We start from the raw sequence: 21079 nt of genomic DNA on the forward strand, positions 1-21079 counted from the left end.
TCAACGCCTGGCGCAGGGCCTGGGACAAGGTCATCCCCTTCTTCGCCTTCCCGCCCGAGGTGCGGCGCGTGATCTACACAACCAACGCGATTGAGAGCGTGAATGCGCGGCTGCGCAAGATCATCAAGACGCGCGGGCACTTCCCGAGTGACGACGCGGCCATCAAGCTGATCTGGCTGGCACTGCGCAACATCACCGAGGACTGGGGACGGGCAGCCAACAACTGGAAATCAGCGATGAACCAATTCGCGATCCTCTACGAAGACCGGTTCACCAAATCGAGCACGTAAGATCCTCAATCAGCTTCACGAAATCGGTGAAGGTTCAATTAGCCTCACACACGGAAATTCGGACAGGCCCCGTGTCATGCGGGTCCGGGCATGAATGGATTGAACACTCCCAGACCAGCGCGTTGAAATCCGCTGCGTTTCTGGTGACCACCGTCAATCCTTGCAAAAAAGCCCCGGCTCATTCATGAGTCAGGGCTTCTTTACTATGATTTTGATAGCTTATAAGGATTATCCATAGCGCGGAAAAGCCCATTCTGGCTTGAATCTCTTCAAGCCAGGATCTTCCAAGGGCCTCAGAACCGGTACGTCGAAGTCAACGTGTACGTACGCGCCTGCCCATAGAAGCAATCGCCCCGCGCCAGGCACTGGGTGATGTGCACCTTGTCCGCCAGGTTGACCACGTTGAAGGCCACGCGCCAGTCGCCTGCGTCGTAGGCCACCATGGCATCGGCCAGGGTGGCGGCCGGGGTGCTGATGGCGCTGGTGCCGCTCCATTGCGAGCCGGTGTAGCGCACGCCCGCGCCCACGGTCCAGCCGCCTCGGCCTTCACTGGCGAAGCGGTGGCTCAGCCAGGCCGATGCGGTGTGGCGGGGGGTGCTGGCCACGGGCAGGCCTTGGTCGCCGGTGTTGCTGCGGCTGATCTTGGCGTCGGTGAAGGCGTAGCCCATGGTGAAGTCCCACTGGCGCGCCAAGCTGGCTTGCACCTCGGTTTCAAAGCCCTTGACCTTGACTTCGCCGATCTGCAGGCTGTTGAGCGGGTTGGTCGGGTCGGTGGTCTTGCGGTTCTTCTCGCGCAGCTGGTAGACGGCGGCGAAGGCGCTGATGCCCTGGCCAGGCGGCTGCCATTTCACACCGGCCTCCCACTGCTCGCCGCGCTGGGGCTTGAAGGGCGTGCCGTAGGCATTGGCGCCGCCCAGCGGCTGGAAGGACTCGGAGTAGCCCGCATACGGGGCCCAGCCACCGTCCATCTGGTAGGTGACGCCAGCGCGTTTGCTCCAGGCCTTGTCGTTGACGGCAGCGGCGGGGCGGCCTTCTGTGTCGCTCTTGGCGTTGTCGTGGCGCAGGCCCAGCGTGGCGGTCCAGCGGCCCCACTTGATCTGGTCCTGGGCGTAGAAGCCTAGCTGGCGCTGCTCGACGCTGGGAACGCGTGCCAGGGCCGATGCCGATGGCGCTGTGAAGTTGCCATACACGGGGTTGTAGACGTCGATGGCGGGCGCCACGGCGCGCCAGCTTTGCTGGCCCCAGTGGTTGCGCTGCACGTCCAGGCCGCCGAGCACGGTGTGCTCGGTTTCACCCCAGCGCAGCTTGCCTTCGACCTGGGTATCCACCAGCAGCATGCGCGCGTTGCCCAGCGTCCACGAGGCGTCGCGCAGCACGGTGCGGTTGTCGGCGTTGAACACGGGGCGTGCGGGGCGGCCCAGTGCGGCATTGGCGGAAAAGCTGGTGTACAGCGTGCGGTAGTCCACGTCGCTCACACTGCGGCGCAGGTTCTGGCGCACGGTCCAGGCGCTGTCGATCTGGTGGCTGAAGAGGTAGCCCCAGGAGGTGCTTTCGGAGTTGTAGCGGTCCCAGCCGGGTTCGCTGATGAAGGTGTTGGTGGGGATCTGCCCGTAGCGGTTGGGCAGCTGCGTGCCCTGCCAGGGGAAGAAGCCGATGAGCGAGCCGCTCTTGTCCTTCTGGTGCGTGAGCTGCAGCGTGAGCGAGGTGGCGGCGCTGGGCTTCCAGGTGACGGTGGGGGCGATCACCACGCGGTCGTCGCGCACATGGTCCACCTGCGTGTCGCTGTCGCGGCCCACGGCCACCAGGCGGTAGAGCCATTCGCCATCCTGCGTGAGCTTGCCGGTCATGTCGGCGGCGATCTGCTTGCGTGCGTTGCTGCCCAGCTGCACCTGCACTTCGCGCTGCGTTTCGGCCTGCGGGCGCTTGCTGGTGAGGTTGAGCACGCCGCCCACGCTGCCCTGGCCATACAACACCGACGAGGGGCCGCGCAGAAACTCGACACGCTCCAGCGTGTAGGGGTCGGGCCGGGTGTCGTTCCAGTAGCCGATGAAGCGCACCATGCCATCCAGGTACTGCGTCACATCGCCGCCGCGCGCCTTGAAGCTGTCGCCCCGGCTGTCAAAGTAGTTCGACACGGCCCCGGCCGTGTACGCCGTTACCTGCCGCAGCGTCTGCACGCCCTGGGCCTCCATCTGGTCGCGGGTGATCACGCTGATGGCCTGCGGGGTTTCGATGAGCGGGGTGTCGGTCTTGGTGGCGCTCAGGGCGCGCTTGGCCACAAAGCCGGTGACCGGCGCGGTGGGGTTCCCCTGCTCGGCGCCCGCGCTCACGGTGACGGGGGCGAGGGCTTTTTCTGCCGTGGGGGCGGCGGTGGCTGAGGGGGTGGCCTGCTGCGCATGGGCCGCGCCGCACAGGGCGAGCAGGGCCGCGTGCGCGATGGCGGTGCGGCAAACGGTGATGCCAGATTGCATGGTGCTGTTTCTCCGATGGTTGAAAAAAAGGGGGATGGGCGCCGCAGGTGCCAGGCACGGCGCGGTGCGTGCCTGGCTGCGGCCTTGGCGCCGGTCTTCAGAACGTGTAGTCCAGCGACACCTGCAGGCTGCGCGGCGTGCCAGGCACCACGGCGCCAAAACCGGCGGCGGTGGTGGTGCCGTCGATGTAGTAGCGGCGGTTGCCCGCGTTCTTCAGGTTGGCCTGCAGCCGCACGCCGCCTGCAAACTGGTAGCCCACGGCCAGGTCCACCACGGTGTAGCCGGGCAGGCGCCACTTGTTGTCATTGGCGGTGAACTTGTCGCCCTGGTGCACCAGGCCGCCGCCCATCCACAGGCCGGGCAGCTGGGGCAGGCGGTACTGCGTCCACAGCGATGCGGTGCGGCGCGTGGCGCGCTCGACGCGGTTGCCCACGTTGGCACCGGCCGTGGTGTCGGCCAGTACCTTGGGGTCGTGGAAGCTGGCGTGGGCCGTCACTGTCCAGCCGGGCGTGATGCGGCCCTGCAGCTCCAGCTCGATGCCCTTGATGCGCTGGCGTGCGGTGAGCACCGAGTAGCCGGGGTGCGCCGGGTCGGTGGCGGGGGCGTTGGTCAGCTCCAGGTCAAACGCCGACACGGTGGTCATCAGGCGCTGGTCCAGCCATTCCTGCTTCCAGCCCACTTCCAGTTGTTTGCCCTCCGAGGGTGGGGCCGACTGCGCACCCCACACCAGCGTGCCCGAGTTGGCCTGGAACGAGCGCGCATGGCTCGCGTAGACCATGCTGCCCGGGCGCGGCTGCCAGCTCAGCGCGGCGCTGGGCTGGGTCTTGCTCACATCGGTGACGGGCACCGAGTACGTGTCCTTGAAGCGGTCGTGGCGCAGGCCCAGCAGCAGGCCGAAGTCGCCCAGCGTCAGCCGGTCTTGCACAAACACGCCGGTGTTGCGTGCGTCGGTGGACAGCCGGGTCACGCCGGTGGAGGCCACGGGCGGCACCAGGCCCGCGATGGGGTTGTAGAGGTCGATGGCGCCCAGGTTGCCCGTGGTGCGCGCGCCATACACGCCGGCGCTGGTGCGCCAGTCCAGGCCGGCCAGCAGCTGGTGCTGCACCGCGCCGGTCTGCAGCTTGGCACGCAGCTCGGCCAGCGCGGTGTCGGATGTGTATTCCTGCCCCGGCGCCAGCCAGTAGCCGCGTGTGATCTTGCCGTTGGTGAGGGGGCCCATGGGCGTGGGCAGGTTCACGTTGCGGAAGGTTTCGTTGCGCGAGAGGTGCACGCGGCCTTCGAGCCCGTTGGCAAAGCGGTGCTGCAGCTCGGAGGAGTAAAAGCGAAGGTGGCCGTCGGTGTTGAGCCAGGGCTCGCCATAGAACGCGCCCACGGGCAGCACGTCGGCGCTGCGCGGGTTCTTGGGGTCGGGCACAGCCAGGCCCACGGTCGATACGCCTTCGATGCTCTGGGTCTCGGCCTGCGCGCGCCAGACGGTGTCGGGCGTGATCTGCCACTCCAGGCTGCCCGCCACGCCCTGTTTGCGCGGGGTGTTGCCGTCCACAAAACTGCCGCCCCGGCTGGCGCCGCCGTCCAGGCGGTAGCGCAGCGTGCCGTCGGTGTTGAGCGGTCCGGTCAGGTCAAATTCGGCACTTCGCCAGCCATGGCTGCCTGCGCCGATCTTCACGGTGCGCAGGGGCTCGGCCTGGGGCCGCTTGCTCACGTAGTTGATCAGGCCGCCGGGCGCGACCTGGCCGAACTCCAGCGCGGCCGGGCCCTTGATGACTTCCACGCGGTCGATGTTGAACAGCGGTGGGTCCAGCAGGTGGGCAAACTTGGCGCCGTCGCGCAGGTAGTTGTAGGTGTTGTTGGCCCACAGCCCCCGGATGGCGAACTGCGAATACGAGCCGTAGTACTCGCTGCGCGACGACACGCCCGAGGCGTTGCGCAGCACGTCGCGTTCGGTGATGGCCATCTGCTGCTCCAGCAGCGCGCCGTCGATCACGCTCACGGCGCGCGGTGTCTCCAGCACCGACAGGCCCAGGCGCGAGCTGGCCTGCGCTCGGCGTGCGGGTGTGGCGGCGGCGCCAGCGGTGGAATCCACCACATCCACCTGGCGCAACGAGGGCGCATTGGCAGCGGGGGCAGGGGCGGTGTTGTCGGCCGTGCCCGTCTGGGCCTGGGCGGCCCCGTGCAGGGCCAGCAGCACGGCCTGGGCGACGGCGGTGCGCAGAAGATGGTGGTGGATCATGTGCTATTAATTTGGTAGCTTAAGATCGTTATGCAGTGCGCGCAGAGGGCATTTTTTGTTCATAAAGCCGAATGGCGCAGCCGCAAAAAACCCGTGGCGCGGCGGCGCTGCACGGGTGAGGGACGGGGCTGTGTTGACCCCGCGCGGGTGGGTGATGCCGCAGCGGCGCTGCGGCCCCGCTGATCAGTGGCCCTTGGCGGGGGGCTCGGGCAGCGCGGGCGATGCCATGCCGTCCTTCTGCACAAAGCTCAGCGTGGTCACGTAGCTGGTTTCGCCATACGGCTTGCCCTGGGCTTCGCCTGCGGTCTTGTCGCTGTGCTTGACCTCGGCCACGTACTGGCCCTTCCAGGGCAGGGCAAAGGTCACCGTGCCGTCGTCGCCGCTTTGTTCGCCGCGCGACCAGCCCGAAGGCGCCACCATTTCCACCTGCACCTTGGGCAGGGGCGCGCCGTTGAACACCACCTTGAACTCGCCGGGCTTGCCGGTGGGCACCAGGTCGAGTGCCTTGGTGTTGGCTTCGGCGGCCTGGGCCGCGTTGGCTACCCAGCGCGCGGCGGGCACCCACAGCATGGCGGGCTGGTTGCGCTTGCTGCGGTCGATCAGCGGGTAGCTGGCCATGGCAAACAGTGCCTGCGCATCGGCCTGCGTGGTGTAGCTGAAAGCGTCCTTGCCCAGCTTGCCTTCCAGGCGCTGCGTACCCGCTGCGCTGCGCTGGTCAAGAGCAGGCGCGCCCAGGAACTTGTCGAGCGCACCGGGCGAGGATTCGCGCAGGTTCTCGTTGAATTCGCCAAAGTGCAGGCGGGCCTGGCCCCCCGCGTTTTCCAGCCACACCTGGTGGGCGTGGGCGCTGGTGACGGCGGTGAGGGACGCGCAGGCGAGCAGGGTGGCGAGCAGCGGGGCCTTGAGGCGCTGGGACGATGACATGGCAGTTTCCTTTAGGTGGTTTCAACAAAAAATGTGCGTGCGCAGGGCGTGCCCGCCCCCTGCGGGGCCAGTCGCAATCCCTGCGCGAAAGAAGTTGGCTGCCTGCGCCCGGTGGTCTGGCGCTGGGTGGCTGGGGGCCGGGCGGCTGGCTGAACGGCACCGCCCGGAGTGCGTCAGAAATCGACGCTGGCGCTCAAAGAGAAGGTGCGTGGCGCGCCCACCACCAGGTAGCCCGCGCCGGGGTAGCCGCCCGACGACGCCCAGTAGTTGCGGTTGGTCGCGTTGTCCACGCGGGCGCGCAGCGTGACCAGGCGGCCCTGCACCTCGGTGAGGTAGCGCACGCCCAGGTCCAGGCGGTTCCAGCCCGGCACGCGCAGCGTGTTGGTGGCGTTGGCATAGACCGCGCCGGTGTGCACCAGGCGGCCATCCACGGCCAGGCCGCTCACGCCCGGCACATCCCATTCGGCGCCCACATTGGCCTGCAGCTTGGGCACGCCAATCACGCGGCGGCCGTCGGTGCTGGCCGCGCCGGTGGCGATCTGCTTGGCGTCGAGCCAGGTCAGTCCGCCCAGCAGGCGCAGGCCCTTGGTGGCCTCGCCCTGCACGGCCAGCTCCACGCCCTGGTGGCGGTCCTTGCCGCTGCTGCCAAACAGGTTGTCGGCCCCCACATAGGCGCGGGGCTTGGTGGTGGAGAACAGCGCTACGCTGCCGCCCACACGGCCGCCGTCAAACTTCACGCCCACTTCCTTTTGCTTGGAGACATAGGGCGACAGCATCTGGCCCCGGTTGGCGGCGGTGCTGGGCGCGGTCTGGCCCTGGCTCAGGCCTTCCACATAGTTGGCATACACCGACAGGCTTTTGCCCCACTTGTACACCGCCGCCAGCAGCGGGCTGGTGCGGCTTTGGTCGTAGAGGTCGGTCTGCACGGCGGTGCCGTAGGTGTAGTTGGCGATCTCCAGCGACTGATGGCGCAGGCCCACGGTGAGCAGCAGGCGGTTGTCGAGCAGCGACATCGTATCGCCCAGCGCCAGGCTGGTCAGGCGCGTGCTGCCGGTCAGGCGCGGGTCGGCCAGGTCGCCGCCCCGGATAGTGCTGGCGCTCAGGGCAGGCAGGGCCGAATACACGGGGCGGTAGAGGTTGGTGGCCTGCGTGTTGCCAAAGTCCATGGCATACGCGTTCTTCTTGTCGGCGCTGAAGTGCGACGCCACCGCCACCCATTCGTGGCCCACGCTGCCGGTCTGCAGCCTGCCGCGCAGGCCCAGCTCGCCGGTGTTCACGCTGTCCTTGCGGGTGTTGTCGAAGCGGTAGGTGGTGCCCGCGCCGGTGTCGCTGTTGGCCACCGTGAGGTTGGCCAGCGAGTTGGCCTCGGTGCCCCGGCGCGCGCCTGCCGCAGCCCAGCCGGTCACATGGGGCGTGATGTCCCACTCGCCACGCAGCGTGCCAAAGGTGTCGCGCTCGTTGGAATAAGTCCAGGGCTGGGCGAAGTTGGTGGCGTTGTCGGGGGCGGTGGGCACCTGCGTGGCGGTGGCGGCCAGTGTCACGTTGGTGCGGGTGTTGCGCAGCTTGTGGTCTTGCCAGCCGATGTCGCCCGATAGGCGCACGTCGCGGCTGCGCCAGTCCAGGCCCACGGCCACCAGGCCCAGTTTCACATCTTCATCGTTCACGCCGGTGCTGCCGCTGTGGGTGGCTGCATTCACGCGGATGCCGGTGTTGCCATCGGGCCCGAAGCGGCGGGCCACGTCGGCCGCCAGCTGCGTCTGGCCACCGCTGGCCACGCCAAAGGTCACGCGGTTCAGGGGCTCGTTGGGCGCACGCTTGGGCAGCAGGTTGATGCTGCCGCCAATGCCGCCACCGTTGGGGCTGGCACCATTCAAAAAGGCCGAGGCGCCGCGCAGCACCTCCACGCGCTCGAACAGCTCGGTGGCGATGTACTGGCGTGGCAACAGGCTGTACAGGCCGTTGTAGGCCGTGTCGTCCGACCCGAGCAGGAAGCCGCGGATGAAGTACGACTCCTGAAAATTGCCAAAGCCGCGCGCCACGCGCACCGTGGGGTCGTTCTGCAGCACGTCGCCCACGCTGCGGGCGTGGCGGTCCTGGATCAGCTCGTTGGTGTAGCTGGTGATGGAGAACGGCGTCTCCATCGCATCGCGCGTGCCCAGCACGCCCGCACGGCCCCCGCGCGCCACCTGGCCGCCGGGGTAGGCGGGCGACAGGCCCTGGGCCGAGGCGTCGGCGCTGGCGTTCACGGTCACGGTGGACAGGGTTTTGGCCTCCCCCGCAACAACGTTGCCAGAGGCAGTTTGAGCATGCAGTGCCGGTGTGGCCAGGGCCAGCACCACCAAGGCTGCAGCCAGGGCAATGGGCGTGACAGGGTTGGCAAGAGACGCAGGGCGCAGCAGCGGGGCGGTGTGTGACGGCGTGGCGGAACGCATGGGGGATGGGATCAAAAAAACGAAGAACTCAGCGTGGTGCAGAGGAAGAAGGGCCTGATGCGCCGGGTGCATCGGCTGCAGCTGTCGGTGTGCGGGGCCAGCTGTACCAGCCCATTACCGCCACCGGCACACCCAGCGCCACCCACGACCACCAGTCGCCCCAGGTGTCAGACACCAGGGCCGTGAGCAGCCCGGTGGTGGTGAGCGCGCCCATCACGATGGGCGCGCCCCACAGGGCCCAGAAAGGGCTGGGCTTTTTCATGCTGCGCCCTCGGTGGTGCGCGCTGCGCCCGATCCCGGCAATGCGCTGCCTGCAAAACCGTCCGTGGGGTTGCCAGCCGCGTGGGCCGACGGGTTCGCCGCCTGCACGCCCTTGCGCAGCCACAGATACAGCCCGCTGCCCAGCACCACGATGGTGGCGATGTCCAGGAGCGCCCAGAGGATCTTCATCGGCATGCCGCCATAGTCGCCAAAGTGCAGCGGCTGCGACACCAGCAACGCCGTCAGGTACCACGGCAGTGCGGGCGATGCCGTGACCTGCGCCGTGCGCGCATCCACCAGCACGGGCTTGAGCAGCTTGGAGGTGAGCGGCTCGTTGCCGCGCATGAAAAACGTGTTGTGGTGCGGGCTGGAGAACGCCGTGCCTGGGAACGCAATGAACGACAGCTTGGTGCCTGGCGCCTGGGCCTGCGCCACTTCCAGCGCCTGCTGCAGCGGGCCGCGCTCGGCGGCGGGCACGGTGGGCTGGCCTTCGTAGGGCTTGAGCAGCACCGAGAGCTGGTCGTACTGCCAGTACTTGATGAGCAGGTCGGCCCATGTGTTGATCATGCCCGTGCCGCCCACCACAAACGCCCACACCAGCGTGACGATGCCCAGCAGGTTGTGCAGGTCGAGCCACTTCACGCGTGTGGAGCGGTCCCGCCGCACCTCGCCAAACGCCAGCTTGCGCATGAAGGGGGCATACAGCACCACGCCGGTGACGATAGCCACCAGCAGCAGCAAGCCCATAAAGCCCAGAAACAGCTTGCCCGGCAGCCCCGCAAACAGGTCCACATGCAGCTTGAACATCACGTACATGAAGCCCTCGTCAAACCGTGGCTGCGCCAGCACCTGGGCCGTGCGCGCATCCACCGCCACCGACTTGAAATCGTCGGTAGGCGCCGGGGTGGGCGTGAGCGTGACGAACCAGACGTTGTCATCGTCCTCCGCATGCGACGCGAACTGCACCACCCGCTCGGGGTGCAGCGCCTGCGCGGTGGCCAGCACCTTGTCGAGGCTGGCGCGCGGCGTGTTGGCGGGCATCGCAGGCGCCTCGACCTCGGTACCCAGTAGGTGGCCAATTTCGTGGTGAAAGATCAGCGGCAGGCCGGTGATGCACAGCAGCAGCATGAAGACGGTGCACACCAGACTGGACCACTTGTGGGTCCAGCTCCAGCGGCGCAGGGCGGTGGGGCTCAGCATGGCGTGGGGGCGGGTTGGCAAGGGCCGTCGAGCAGTCGCACCACCGCCAGCGCCACCCACGGCACGGGGCGCGCTGTCGCAACAGAAAAGGCGAAAAAGTGGTTCATCAAGCCAGACAACCCGGAGACATCAGAAGACGATGGGTGCTGGCTGCAGCCGGGAGGCCTGTTCAAAAAGAGGCTCCGGGGGAGGGCTGTGGCTTGCGGAAACCTAATTTTACATTGCAAATGGGAATTGTTTTTATTCGTGACTGCGTGCGGGGTAGAGGTGTTGGAAATCGGTGCGGCTTGCTCTTCGGCAGGCGCCTGGTGGGAGGGGCGGCTTTGCTCTCAGGGGCTGTGGGTGCAGGGCGGGGTGTGAGCCTACAGGCTATAGTCCCTTCGCCCCAACGCGCTGGCTTTGTAGAGATTTCCACTTGCGTTTGAAATCAGTGCATCGGCTTCAAACCCAGGCTGCGAGCCGCTTTCAGGAGAACTCCGTGTCCACGATATCCCGCGCCGTTCAGCCCGTCGCGCACGCTTCTGCGGCATGCATGGGTGCCTTGAGTCGGGCGCTGCACATGGCTGCCTTGCCAGGGCTCGCTGTTCTGGCAATGCTGTGTACGGGCAATGCATATGCCGCAGACGGAAACGCATCCGCAGAGCAGAAGGCCAGGCTCGCGATAGCCCCCGAGTTTCGGCATCTCGACTTTGTCTTGGCCGCCGCAGAGGGCGACTTGAACGGCGACGGCGTTCCCGACCTGGCCATGCTGCTGATGGGGCGCAAAGGAGAAGGCCCGAAAGAGGAGCGGCTGTTCGTCCTGACCGGAAGGGCCGATGGCCGCTATCAGGTGCTCTCGGTGTCCGGCGAGTTCTGCCACCCCAGCAAGTTCTACAACCTGGACATTAAAAACAACGCGTTGTTCGTTCAGGCGGTCTACTACGCAGACTCCGCCCGGTTCTCGGGCTTCACGCTGCAGTTCCGCTACAACGCCAAGACCAAAGACCTGGAACACATCGGCGAGCAGCAGGACGACGAAGACTACTCCAGCAACTCCTCCTACCGAGTGAGCCTCAACTACCTGACCAACGCCGCCATTCATTCGCGGCGTGTGGGAAAGAAGTACAAGGAAGTGAGAGGCCGGATCACCGATGCGCCGGGCGTGCTGCCTCTGAACGGGTTTGTCTGCGAAGGCTATGGCATGACGAGTTCATCGGTCTACCTGGATGAAAGTTTCAAGGTCCACAAGAAGGGCGGGACGCCGCCATGATGTGGAGCGGGTTCCTCGGAAGGGCCCGCAGCTTATTCGTGATTTGCCATGATTCAAATCCCTCCAGGGCTTGAGCCGTCGATCCGAAAATACCTGCGACCCCTTTTGAAAACTCGCGTGATTGGCTCAATGTGCATGGCAGATTCACCGACGCCCATATCTTCTCCTTCGTACCGGTACGCCCTCGATGCCGTCGCCAAGTCGCAATCAGAACCCATGCCCTGAGTTTCGTCCTGTGAATCACCTTGCACAGCCAGTAAGAGTCCGCCGCCTTGATGCCGATGATGCTGCAGCGTTTTCTGCTTTGCGGCGGGATGTGACGCGAGAAAATCCCGTGCCCATGGGACTGACCTTCGAGGAGGAGCTCACCCGCACGCTGGACGGTTTTCGGGCGCAACTCGCTGCACCTTTGCCCAACGCCGTGTTCGGTTGTTTTGTAGATGGCGAGCTTGCAGCCACTGCAGCTGTGAGCCGCGCAGGCCAGTTCCCTTCTTCACATCACAAAATGGTGATGTGGGGGGTGTTCACTTCCCCACGGCACCGTCGCCGAGGATTGGGCCGTCAGGCCGTGGAGGCCGCACTTCGTCACGCCTTCGATAGCGGCGTGCTTCGGGTGAACCTGCAGGTGTACCTACCCAACGAACCTGCACTTGCGCTGTACAAGGTGCTGGGCTTTGTGCAATACGGCATGGAGCCCCAAGCCGTTTGCCTCGATGGCCAGTATCACAACGGCGTTCATATGACGCTTGCTAAAGATCGGTATGGTTGAATTTGCTATTCAGTTAGTAGCTAAAAATTCAATCCCATCAGGCGGAAGAGGCCAAATTCTCTTGAATTTTTTGGTCCTTTGACCTCTTCCGCCACTCACCCCCTCAGAACCGCGTTCGCAACGTCACCTGCACCGCACGCGGCGAGCCGGGCAGGATCAGGTTGTCGTTGCTGCCGTGGCTGGACACGTAGTACTTGCGGTTGGCCAGGTTTTTGATGTTCACGTCCACATCCCACTGGCCCAGCGTGTACTGCAGGGCGGCGTCCACCGTGGTGTAGGCGGGCAGGGTGACCAGGTTGGTGAGCGAGGTGAAGCGCGCGCCCACATGGTTCACGCCGCCGCCCACGCGCAGGCCGTGGCCCAGGTCCTTCATGGCCCACAGGAACGCCGAGTTGCGCGGCGTGAGTGCGGGCACCTTGCCCTGGGCCGCGATGGCGGCGGTGGGCAGCTGGGTGGATGTGGTGGTGGCCAGTGACTTCGTCATGCGGCCGTCCAGCCAGGCGTAGCCTGCGCTCACATCCCAGCGGCCGGGCAGGCGGCCGTTGGCGGTCAGCTCCAGGCCGTTGGTGCGCTGGGTGCCCACGTTGATTTGACGCGACGGGTTGGTCGGGTCGGTGTTCTTGATGTTGGTGCGTTCCAGGTTGAACAGCGCGCCGGTGATGTTCATGCGGCCCTCGAGCAGGTCCAGCTTGACGCCGATTTCCTTGTTCTGCGTGATCTCGGGCTCGGCGGCGGTGTTGCTGGCGGCCAGCGCGAAGGTTTCGGCCGAGGGCTGGAACGATTTGCTGTACGACACGTAGTACGACACCGCGTCGCTGGGCTGCCAGACCAGGCCGGCGCGGGGGCTGAACTTCTTGTCGGTGCGCGAGAGCGTTGCGAGCTTGCGGTCGAACGTGGTCTCTTGCCCGAACACGTCGTAGCGTGCGCCCACCAGCGCTTTCCACTGGGGCGCGAGTGTGATCTGGTTTTGCCAGTACAGCGCGGCCGTGTCTTGGGTGGTGTGGCTGGGGATGGCGCTGTCGGCGGTGTAGCTGGCGGCCGGAATCACCGGCGCGGCCACGCCGGCGGGGTTGAAGATGGAGACGCGGTCTGCTCCGCCCGAAACGGACTCCGCGCGCTTCTTCTGCTGGCCCAGTTCAATGCCCATCAGCCACTCCTGCTTCAGGCCGCCGAGCTGGTTGCGCCAGGTCACGTCGGTCTGGTTGAACAGGCCGCTTTCGTCGCGCAGGATGAACGAGCGTGTGCGGCCCACCGTCATGTTCACGGGGTTGGTGGTGCCACCGGGCAGGGTGTTGTAGCGGTCCAGCGTGTAGTCGTACAAACGCGTGACGTTGCGCACCGACCAGTCGTCGTTGAAGCGGTGGTTGAGCGTGGCCGCCAACGACTGCATGGTGCTGGTGGTGGTGTCGTCCTGCGTCGCGTTGCGGGAGCCGTAGTACGTGCTGGCGGGCACGTTGACGGGGCGGCCGTTGAGGGCCGGGATGCCAAAGTCGGTCAGGCGCTTGTCGCGCGCGTTGGTGTACTGCAGCAGCAGGTCGGTCTGCGCCGCGAGCTTGAGCGCGAGCGAGGGTGCGAAGTTGTGGCGCTTGACGAACTGCTGGTCGCGGTAGCTGCCCGAGTCTTCCACGGCGGCGTTGATGCGGAAGGCGGCGGTGTCGCTGATGCCCACATTCACATCGGCCGTGGCGCGGCGGTAGTCGAAATTGCCCAGGCCCAAGCTGGCCTCGCCCGAGGTCTCGCCGAACTTGGGCTTCTTGGTCACGCGGTTGATCAGGCCGCCCGACGATCCGCGCCCGTACAGCACGGCGGCGGGGCCCTTGAGCACTTCCACGCGCTCGATGTCGGCCAGGTCGCGGAAGTACAGCGCGTCGTCGCGCACGCCGTCCACAAACTGGTCGGCAATGGCCGTGAAGCCACGGATCACCACCTGGTCGCGCTGGCCGTCGCCGTGGCTCATGGCCACGCCGGGCACGTTGCGCAGCGCGTCTTCCATAGAGCGTGCGCCCTGGTCGCGCAGGAGCTGCTCGGGCACCACGTTCACGGCCTGGGGCACGTCGCGCAGTGGTGCACTGCCTTTGGTGGCCGATGTGCTGGCGGCGGGGGCGTAGCCGTCGTCACCGGTGGTGGACTGTACGGTGACTTCGCCCAGTGTCTGGGTGGGCGCAGCGGGCGGTGTGGCTTGTGCCAGAGCGGTGCCACAGAACGCAGCCAGGACGGCGGCGGCCAGCGGGTGCAGGGCCTGGGGGTGGCGGAAGGGGCGGCGGAAAGGTGCGTGCATGGTTTGTCCTTGGTGTGTGCGCAACGCGGTTGAAAACGGCTCCGCAGGCACCGGGCCTGGCGCGGGCCCGTGGGGCCGGTGGCTGGGGGGTGCAGAGAGCGGGAGTAAAAGAAAGCAGGGGAGAGAGGCGGATCAGAAAGTGCGACGAGCCAGCTGGGCCGCCGCATCCTTTCCGCTCACCACCCCCCGGCCCAGGCGGCGAGGCCTGCCAGCAGGGTCAACCCCGCCAGCACCGGTGTGCGCCGGGGCTGCCAGGTCACAGTGGCCGTCACGGCCACGGCGGCCACCGACAGGGCCACGGCCCATGCGGTCACACCCAGCGAGGCGGGCACGCCATCGGCCGGGTGTGCGGCCAGCCACAGCGACAGCAGCAGCAACAGCCACCCGGAGCGGCGCAGCTGTTGCAGGCGGCGGGCCGCGCCTTCACGGCCCGTGGCGTCTTCATGGTGGCGGTCCATGCCCAGCGCAATGGCCGACCAGGCCGCAAAACACAGCAGAAAAGCGGACATGGTGCTCAGGCCCCCGAGGTGGAGACGGACACATCGGGTGCGGAATGCAATGCAGCCGTAGGGTCGGTGCGCAGTGCCTTGGCCGCAGCGGCCCTGCCCTTGGGGGCCAGGCCCGGGCGCAGCCGCCACGACAGCCAGCCCAGCAGCAGGCCGGTGGCCAGGAAGGCCAGGTCCATGCTGGCCCACACCCATTCACCCGCAGGCAGCGTGATGCCCAGGTGGGTGTGTGTGGTCAGCGCATTGATGACCGGCAGCAGCGCCCACACCAGCCCTGCCACGCCCAGCGGTACCGACCAGCCCACGCGGCTGGGCCGCACCACGGCGCAGGCCAGCGCCCACAGCAGGGCCAGGCCCCAGGCGCTGAAGAACCAGGCCAGCTCCACATCGGCCCGGCCCTCAGCGTTCAGCGGGATCAGGCGGTTGGAGGCGATGTACACACCGCAGGCCAGCGGCAGGCCCGCCAGCGTGGCGATGTTGATGGCCGCCACCAGGCGCTCGCCAAAGGGCGCCCTGGGCGTGGTGGCATCCGCTGCGTTTGCAGCGCCTTTGCGGCTGGCCTGCGTCTGCGACTTGGCGCTGCGTTTGACTGACCACAGCACCATGCCGGTGGCGATCATCAGGCTGCCCAACACGCCAAAGCCAAACAGCGCCCAGCGCAGGCCCACATCGGCAAACCGCGCCATGTGCAGGCCATACAGCACGCCATAGGTCTTGACGGCGGGGCCGGTGGCGTCGGCCTGGTCCAGCCACTGGCCGGTGGTGGCGTCGAACAGCAGGCGCGGCGGGCGGTACTGCAGGCGGTCGCCCTCGTGGCGCGTCACCTCGACCACGGCGCGGCCCTTGGCGTCACGGCGTGCCTGCACGCTGCCGATACGCCCGCCGTCCCAGCGGGCGCGGGCTTCGGTCAGGATGGCGGGCAGGGCGATGGCAGGCAAGGGCTCCACCTTGTCGGCGGCGCCACGGCGGGGGCGGCTTTCGGCCTTCTCGCCCTGCAGGTCGGCAAAGTACGCGTTGGAGTCCACGCCTTTCTCGCCCTTGTAAGCCGTGGCAATGCCCGCTGGCATGTACAGCGTGTGGAAGATCATCAGCCCGCTGAAGGTGATCATCAGATAGAACGGCAGCACCAGCACGCCGGTGACGTTGTGCGCGTCCAGCCAGGCACGCTGCCCGCCCTTTGCGGGGCGGAAGGTGAAGAAGTCCTTGAAGATGCGGCGGTGCGTGATCACGCCCGAGATCAGCGCCACAAACATCAGCATCGTTGCCACGCCCACCACCCAGCGGCCCTCAATGGTCCAGCGGCCCTTTTGTGCGGTGCGCAGCTCGAAGTGGAAGCGGTAGAAGAAGTCGCCGCCCATGGTCTGGCGGGTGTCGATGGTCTCGCCGGTCTGCGGGTGCATGCGCAGCGTTTCGAAGCGGCCGTTGCCTGTGTCGCGCCACAGGATGTTGACGGCCGGGTCGCGGTCGTCGGGCAGGTGCATGATCCACTGCGTGACGTTGGGCACCTTGCGCACCAGCGCGTCCAGGGCCTTCTGCGCCGTTTGCGCCACCTGCGGGTCGGCGGCATCCACCGGCTGCAGGCCATGCATCTCGGGGCGCATCCACAGGTTGAACTCGTTCTTGAAGAACGACAGCGTGCCGGTGAGGAAGATCGCAAACAGCAGCCAGCCCAGGATGAGCCCCGCCCAGGTGTGCAGCCACGACATCGCTTGGCGGAAGCCTTCGCGGTCACTGGGGGCTTTGGGGGTCTTTGGGGCTTTGGCCTTGCGCGGGGTGTCGGCCGCCATGCCGCCGGGGGCGGTCGCTGCAGCGTGCTGTGCCGTGGCGTCGGGTGTCAGTGTGGTGGTGTTCATGCTGCGGCCTTCATCCATTGCGGTGCCATGGCGCAGGCGCCCAGCACCAGTGCGGGCAGCAGCGTGCCGCCCCAGGCGCCCCAGGCGGTGCGCGCATAAAAAGCCCAGCCTGCGGCGATGGCATACGCCACCCAGGCGAGCATGGTGGCGGTGAGCACGGCCTCCACACGCGGCATGCACTGCGCAAGCAGCAGCGACAGCGCCGCCGTGAAACCTGCCGCTAGCGCATAGCCGCCCCCCACAGCCGCCACGGCGCGCGAGGTGACTGCCAGCCGGTAGCGCCAATCGGCGCGGGCGGCTTTCATGGCCGGGCCCGGGTGGCTCCGGGCGTGGCGGGGCGGGAGGAAGAGGGCAGCGTCCCTGCAAGGCAGGGGCGGGCGGTGCGGCGCAGCATCAGCAAAGAGGCTCCAGGCAGGTGTGTGGGTGCAAAACGCACAAACGCTGGCTGCAGCTGGCGGCGGGGCCTGGCTGACTGGCTTGCTGGCGGGCTCGGGAATCAGGGGTTCACAGAACCCGGCCGCTGGTCGTAGGCGTGCATTCTACTTTTGTTGAGAAGCATTCGCATTTACGGAGGCGGAAATTTTCTGCCTTTGATGTGCACTTGCAACAACCCGTGACGGGTGGGGGCATGGTGGCCCCTGGTTGGGGGTGGCCTGGCGCTGTGCGCAGGCACAAAAAAACGGGCCGAAGCCCGTTTTCTTGATTTCTTCTCTTCTTTGCTTTCTTCGTGGAGCGCTCTGGAGAATTCTGTGCGTCAGTCCGCGTCACCCATCTGCGACTGCAGGTAGTTCTGAATGCCGACCTTGTCGATCAGGTCGATCTGGGTTTCGAGGAAGTCGATGTGCTCTTCGGTGTCGTCCAGGATCTTTTGCAGCAGATCGCGGGAGACATAGTCGCGCACCGTTTCGCAGTAGGCAATGCCTTCCTTGATGGTGGCCTGGGCGCCTTGCTCGGAGCGCAGATCGCAGGCCAGGATCTCGGGCACATCCTCGCCCACTTGCAGCTTGGCCAGGTCCTGCAGGTTGGGCAGGCCATCCAGCATGAAGATGCGGTCCATGAGCCAGTCGGCATGTTTCATCTCGCCGATGGATTCGGAGTATTCCTTCTTGGCCAGCTTGTCGAAGCCCCAGTGCTTGAGCATGCGGTAGTGCAGGAAGTACTGGTTGATGGCTGTGAGTTCGTTCTTGAGCTGCGCCTGCAGATGGCCGATGACTTGTGCGTCGCCTTTCATGGGGACTCCTTGTTGTGTTGTGTAGTGCTAATGCCGCCCCGATTGTCGTGACCCCCGTCAACCCGTGCAACGCAATCCCATGTTTTCGCGCACTGGCTGCGTTTGATGTTGAGTTGTGTTCGCGTTCAGGTGCTGCGGTGGTGGGTGCGAATTCTGGGGCTGCGGGCGTGTCGAAATATAGTAATAAACAATTGATTCAATTTAATCAATTGATTGGATTCATGGTTTCAAAGGGCCTAGACTTCAGTCCTGTTCAGTTAACCAACCAACCTAAAGGAAACAGCAATGTCCCTGATCAACACTCCCGTTCAGCCTTTCAAGACAACCGCTTTCGTCAACCGCAATGGCAAGGGCGAGTTCATCGACCTGACCGAAGCCGACCTGAAGGGCAAGTGGTCCGTGCTGATCTTCATGCCTGCAGCCTTCACCTTCAATTGCCCCACCGAAATCGAAGACGCTGCCGAGCACTACGCGGAATTCCAGAAGGCCGGTACCGAGGTCTACATCGTCACGACCGACACGCATTTCTCGCACAAGGTCTGGCACGAAACCAGCCCCGCCGTGGGCAAGGCCAAGTTCCCTCTGGTGGGCGACCCAACGCACCAGCTGACCAACGCTTTCGGCGTGCACATCCCTGAAGAAGGCCTGGCACTGCGCGGCACGTTCGTGATCAACCCCGACGGCATCATCAAGACCGCCGAAGTGCATTCCAACGAAATCGCCCGCGACGTGAAGGAAACCGTGCGCAAGCTCAAGGCTGCCCAGTACACCGCCGCCAACCCCGGCCAAGTGTGCCCCGCCAAGTGGAACGAAGGCGCCAAGACCCTGGCCCCATCGCTGGACCTGGTCGGCAAGATTTAAGCCCCGGCTCATTCGGCACAGCGCCCCGGAAACGGGGCGCCCCCAGCCGGACAGCGTCATGGCGCGCACGTGCCATGCCGTCCGGCTTTTTTGCGCCCGTTTTCTGGGCAACGTTGCGGCTTCAGGGTTGCCAAAAGTGGCCCCAGCCCCCAACCTATATATCGAAATTCAAAGGACACCACCATGCTCGACGAACAACTCAAGACCCAGCTCTCCGCCTACCTGGAGCGCGTGCAGCAGCCTTTCGAGCTGGTGGCATCCCTGGACGACAGCGACACCGCCCGCGAGATGCGCGAGCTGCTGACGACCATCCAGTCCCTGCGCAGTGACAAGATCACCCTGCGCACCGACGGCAACGATGCGCGCAAGCCCTCGTTCAGCCTGCAGCGCGTGGGCGCCACCAACAGCCTGCGCTTTGCGGGCCTGCCCCTGGGCCATGAGTTCACCTCGCTGGTGCTGGCCCTGTTGTGGACCGGCGGCCACCCGCCCAAGGTGGAGCCCGAGGTGATCGAGCAGATCGCTGCGCTCGAAGGGGACTTCAACTTCGAGGTCTACATGAGCCTGACCTGCCATAACTGCCCGGACGTGGTGCAGGCGCTGTCGCTCATGGCCATCGTCAACCCCCAGGTCAAGACCACCGTGATCGAAGGCGGCGCCTTTCAGCAGGAAGTGGCCGAGCGCGAGATCATGGCCGTGCCCATGGTGTTCCTCAACGGCAAGGTGTTTGGCTCGGGCCGCATGTCGGTCGAAGAGATCGTGGCCAAGCTCGACACCGGCGCTGCCGCGCGTGACGCTGCCAAGCTCAGCGCCAAGGCACCGTACGACGTGCTCATCGTCGGCGGCGGCCCCGCAGGCGCTGCAGCCGCCGTGTACGCCGCCCGCAAGGGCATCCGCACTGGCGTGGCTGCCGAGCGCTTCGGCGGTCAGGTCAACGACACGCTGGCCATCGAGAACTACATCTCGGTGCTCGAAACCGACGGCCCCAAGTTCGCCGCCGCGCTCGAAGCCCACACCCGCGCCTACGACGTGGACATCATGAACCTGCAGCGTGCCGACAAGCTGGTCCCCGCGGCAGAGCCCGGTGGCCTGATCGAGGTGCAACTCGCCAACGGCGGCACGCTCAAGTCCAAGACCGTGATCCTGTCCACCGGCGCGCGCTGGCGCAACGTCAACGTGCCCGGCGAAGCCGAGTACAAGAACAAGGGCGTGGCCTACTGCCCGCATTGCGACGGCCCGTTGTTCAAGGGCAAGCGCGTGTCGGTCATCGGCGGCGGCAACTCGGGTGTCGAGGCTGCCATCGACCTGGCTGGCATCGTGCAGCACGTCACGCTCATCGAGTTTGCCGACCAGCTCAAGGCCGACGCCGTGCTGGTCAACAAGCTCAAGAGCCTGCCCAGCGTGAGCATCCACACCAACGCGCAGACCACCGAGATCACCGGCGCCGACGGCAAGGTCAACGGCCTCAAGTACAAGGACCGCGCCACCAACCTGGAGCACACCGTGGCGCTGGAAGGCGTGTTCGTGCAGATCGGCCTGGTGCCCAACACCGAATGGCTCAAGGGCACGGTGGAGCTGTCGCGCTTTGGTGAAATCATTGTCGATTCGCACGGCCGCACCAACCTGCCCGGCGTGTTTGCCGCGGGCGACTGCACCACGGTGCCGTTCAAGCAGATCGTGATCGCGGCGGGCGAAGGCTCGAAGGCGGCACTGAGCGCGTTCGATCACCTGATCCGCATGCCCGTGGTGGCTGGGGCGGCGTGATTTCGCAATAAAAATGGCTGTTTGCGCGCAATGGTATTGCGCTGGTAGCTATTAAAAAATGAGCGGCTGGCTGCGTGGAGTGGTCAGCCGCTTTGTTTTTGGACGCTTGGCAGGTGTTGGGGGCTGGTGTGTATGACGGCCATCGCTCATGGCGGTGGAAGAGGGCAGCTTCCTTTACGCGTCACTTTGCCAGTTCGGCAATCGACTGAACGTGGAAATCTGCGACCGGAGCTGCGACTCGGTTACCCACCAGGCAGGTGGACATGCCCAGCTTCTTGGCTGGTAGAACATCGCGCTCCAGGCTGTCCCCCACGAAAAGCACTTCATGGGGCGCGGCGCCGATGGCTTCGAGCGCTGCAAGAAATGGCTTCTCAGAGGGCTTGATGGCTCCGACCTCCGTGGAGAAGATGGTGGTGCAAAACAATGGTGCAACCCCGCTGGTCTGCAACTCGCTGCGCCAATGGTGCGACGGTGCCCACACGTTGCTGACCACAACAACCGTGCTCTTCTCTGCGACTGTTGATTTCCACGCAAACCTGACCCACCATTTCCATCTCGATCTGACCCACCCTTGTTCGTGAACTTCACGCTCACGTTGTGGATAAGTTCTTGGCTATCTTCTCCTTCTTGGTGGTTTGTGGTGGTTGCTGTGCGGAGCTGTTCTTGAACCTGTAGCTGTCGTTGCCGGTTTCCAGAATATGGCAGTGATGCGTGAGGCGGTCCAGCAGCGCCGTGGTCATCTTGGCATCTCCGAACACATTGG

Annotated in this window: 18 protein-coding genes; 5 read left to right on the forward strand and 13 right to left on the reverse strand. The window is 65.8% G+C overall.

Annotation, left to right across the window (positions count from 1 at the left end):
- Positions 1–290, forward strand: a 290-nt coding sequence (locus tag ACYZGB_RS21790) for a transposase (RefSeq protein WP_462391001.1), incomplete at its 5' end; no start/stop codon positions are given.
- Between the two features lie 293 nt (positions 291–583).
- Here ACYZGB_RS21790 and ACYZGB_RS21795 read toward each other — a convergent pair.
- The 6 genes from ACYZGB_RS21795 to ACYZGB_RS21820 form a co-directional block, all read right to left on the reverse strand.
- Positions 584–2761, reverse strand: a complete 2178-nt coding sequence (locus ACYZGB_RS21795) for a TonB-dependent siderophore receptor (RefSeq protein ID WP_462391003.1) — start codon at positions 2759–2761, stop codon at positions 584–586.
- 97 nt (positions 2762–2858) lie between these two features.
- Positions 2859–4991, reverse strand: a complete 2133-nt coding sequence (locus tag ACYZGB_RS21800) for a TonB-dependent siderophore receptor (RefSeq protein WP_462391004.1) — start codon at positions 4989–4991, stop codon at positions 2859–2861.
- A 183-nt stretch (positions 4992–5174) separates the two neighbouring features.
- Positions 5175–5915, reverse strand: coding sequence for a DUF4198 domain-containing protein (locus tag ACYZGB_RS21805; RefSeq protein ID WP_462391005.1), 741 nt, complete (start codon positions 5913–5915; stop codon positions 5175–5177).
- Positions 5916–6088: 173 nt separating this feature from the next.
- Positions 6089–8347: a TonB-dependent receptor gene (locus ACYZGB_RS21810; RefSeq protein WP_462391007.1), complete on the reverse strand. Its 2259-nt coding sequence runs from the start codon at positions 8345–8347 to the stop codon at positions 6089–6091.
- Between the two features lie 28 nt (positions 8348–8375).
- Positions 8376–8609 (reverse strand): hypothetical protein, encoded by a 234-nt coding sequence (locus ACYZGB_RS21815; RefSeq protein WP_462391008.1) that lies wholly within the window; start codon positions 8607–8609, stop codon positions 8376–8378.
- Positions 8606–9808 carry a PepSY-associated TM helix domain-containing protein gene (locus ACYZGB_RS21820; protein WP_462391009.1) on the reverse strand — a complete coding sequence of 401 codons (1203 nt, stop codon included), beginning with the start codon at positions 9806–9808 and terminating at the stop codon, positions 8606–8608. Before ACYZGB_RS21820 ends, ACYZGB_RS21815 begins: the two co-directional genes overlap by 4 nt.
- 478 nt (positions 9809–10286) lie before the next feature.
- Between ACYZGB_RS21820 and ACYZGB_RS21825 the strand changes: the two genes are divergently transcribed.
- The gene (locus tag ACYZGB_RS21825) at positions 10287–11057 is read left to right on the forward strand and encodes a hypothetical protein (protein ID WP_462391010.1); all 771 of its coding nucleotides are present in this window, start codon (positions 10287–10289) and stop codon (positions 11055–11057) included.
- Positions 11058–11244: 187 nt separating this feature from the next.
- Complete coding sequence (locus tag ACYZGB_RS21830) at positions 11245–11826, forward strand: N-acetyltransferase family protein (protein ID WP_462391012.1); 582 nt, start codon at positions 11245–11247, stop codon at positions 11824–11826.
- A 103-nt stretch (positions 11827–11929) separates the two neighbouring features.
- Here the strand turns inward: ACYZGB_RS21830 and ACYZGB_RS21835 are convergent, their stop codons facing one another.
- The 5 genes from ACYZGB_RS21835 to bfr all read right to left on the reverse strand — a co-directional run bounded on the left by ACYZGB_RS21835 (position 11930) and on the right by bfr (position 17694).
- Positions 11930–14104, reverse strand: a complete 2175-nt coding sequence (locus tag ACYZGB_RS21835) for a TonB-dependent receptor (RefSeq protein WP_462391013.1) — start codon at positions 14102–14104, stop codon at positions 11930–11932.
- A gap of 176 nt (positions 14105–14280) precedes the next feature.
- Positions 14281–14613 (reverse strand): DUF3325 domain-containing protein, encoded by a 333-nt coding sequence (locus tag ACYZGB_RS21840; RefSeq protein WP_462391015.1) that lies wholly within the window; start codon positions 14611–14613, stop codon positions 14281–14283.
- A 5-nt stretch (positions 14614–14618) separates the two neighbouring features.
- Positions 14619–16397 carry a PepSY-associated TM helix domain-containing protein gene (locus tag ACYZGB_RS21845; protein ID WP_462391022.1) on the reverse strand — a complete coding sequence of 593 codons (1779 nt, stop codon included), beginning with the start codon at positions 16395–16397 and terminating at the stop codon, positions 14619–14621.
- Between the two features lie 62 nt (positions 16398–16459).
- Entirely contained in the window at positions 16460–16768 is a 309-nt protein-coding gene (locus ACYZGB_RS21850; RefSeq protein WP_462391016.1) for a DUF3649 domain-containing protein, read from the reverse strand.
- Positions 16769–17217: 449 nt separating this feature from the next.
- Positions 17218–17694 carry a bacterioferritin gene (gene bfr, locus ACYZGB_RS21855; RefSeq protein ID WP_094285837.1) on the reverse strand — a complete coding sequence of 159 codons (477 nt, stop codon included), beginning with the start codon at positions 17692–17694 and terminating at the stop codon, positions 17218–17220.
- 285 nt (positions 17695–17979) lie between these two features.
- On the opposite strand from bfr, the gene ahpC reads away from it, so the two are divergent.
- Complete coding sequence (ahpC, locus tag ACYZGB_RS21860) at positions 17980–18555, forward strand: alkyl hydroperoxide reductase subunit C (protein WP_462391018.1); 576 nt, start codon at positions 17980–17982, stop codon at positions 18553–18555.
- 183 nt (positions 18556–18738) lie between these two features.
- A complete protein-coding gene (gene ahpF / locus ACYZGB_RS21865; RefSeq protein WP_462391019.1) occupies positions 18739–20316 on the forward strand; it encodes an alkyl hydroperoxide reductase subunit F in 1578 nt (525 codons plus the stop codon).
- A gap of 181 nt (positions 20317–20497) precedes the next feature.
- Here ahpF and ACYZGB_RS21870 read toward each other — a convergent pair whose 3' ends face one another.
- Positions 20498–20809: an HAD family hydrolase gene (locus ACYZGB_RS21870; RefSeq protein ID WP_462391021.1), complete on the reverse strand. Its 312-nt coding sequence runs from the start codon at positions 20807–20809 to the stop codon at positions 20498–20500.
- Positions 20810–20906: 97 nt separating this feature from the next.
- On the reverse strand, positions 20907–21079 hold a 173-nt coding region (locus ACYZGB_RS21875; RefSeq protein ID WP_462389258.1), incomplete at its 5' end, for an ATP-binding protein.

The sequence above is a fragment of the Acidovorax sp. Q11 genome (assembly GCF_054950075.1).